We start from the raw sequence: 1,250 nt of genomic DNA on the forward strand, positions 1-1,250 counted from the left end.
AGTACGGCCATATCCTTAGCCACTTCGATGATGATGCGCTTGACCTCTGCCATCTGCTCCACGGTTTCGATGCCGCGCAGCCCGAGATGATCGGCGCTCACGTTGAGGCACGCCGCCACATTGCATTCGGGGTATCCGAGCCCGCGCCGCAGCAGGCCACCGCGGGCCGTTTCCAGCACGGCGGCGTCGACGGCGCAATCCGCGAGGATCATTCGGGCGGATGACACGCCAGTCATATCGCCCGCGAGCGTCATCCGTCCATCAATGTATACGCCATCCGTGGTACCGAGGCCGACGGTGTAGCCCGCGAGCTTCATGATCTGGGCCAGCATGCGCGAAGTGGTCGTCTTGCCGTTGGTGCCGGTGATGCTCGCAATGGGGATCGTCTTCGGGGTGCCTGACGGGTACAGCATGTCGACGATGGCGCCGGCCACGTCCCGCGCCGGACCCTCGCTCGGCGCGAGATGCATCCGCAGACCCGGCGACGCGTTGACCTCGCACATCGCCCCGCCGACCTCGCGATACGAGGAGGCAATATCCGTGGTAATGAAATCGACGCCGGCGACATCAAGGCCGATGGCCTTGACGGCGCGCACAGCCATCTCGCGGTTGTCCGGGTGCACCTGATCGGTGACGTCGATGGACGTGCCACCCGTGGAAAGGTTGGCAGTCGCGCACACGTAGACGGACTCACCCGGAGCTGGCACGGTCTCGAAATCATATCCCGCGGCGCCCAGTACGCTTTGCGCCGTGTCACCGAGTTCGATGCGGGTGAGTACGTTTTCGTGGCCTACCCCGCGACGCGGATCTCGATTGGCCTCTTCCACTAACTGCTCGACCGTATGCAAACCGTCACCGACCACATGGGCCGGCACGCGTCTGGCCACTGCGGCCAATTGATCTTTGACCACCAGCATCCGATAGTCGGACCCGGGGATATAGCTTTCGACGAGTACGGCATGGCTGTACTTCCGCGCCCTCTTGTATGCGAGTTCCACCTGCTCCGGCGTCGTGAGCTTGATCGATACGCCCTGTCCATGATTGCAGTCCAGGGGTTTGACGACAACCGGATAGCCGAGCTGTTCGGCGCTCACGACCGCCTCGCAGGCGCGATAGACCTTGCGCTGGCGAGGCACCGGCAAGCCGGCGTCCCGCAGCGTCCGGTTCGTCTCTTCCTTGTCGGAGGCTATGTCGACTGCGAGCTGACGCGTCTCGCTGGTGAGCGTGGCTTTGATCCGTTTCTGAAAGCG

1 protein-coding gene is annotated in these 1,250 nt (G+C 63.5%); it reads right to left on the minus strand.

Annotation, left to right across the window (positions count from 1 at the left end):
* The coding region (locus tag P0D89_RS53105; RefSeq protein WP_408379658.1) for a Mur ligase family protein at window positions 1–1,136 on the minus strand (1,136 nt) is incomplete at its 3' end.
* Window positions 1,137–1,250: the final 114 nt, after the last annotated feature.

It is taken from the genome of Paraburkholderia sp. RL18-085-BIA-A (assembly GCF_046027075.1).
Taxonomy (GTDB): Bacteria; Pseudomonadota; Gammaproteobacteria; order Burkholderiales; family Burkholderiaceae; genus Paraburkholderia.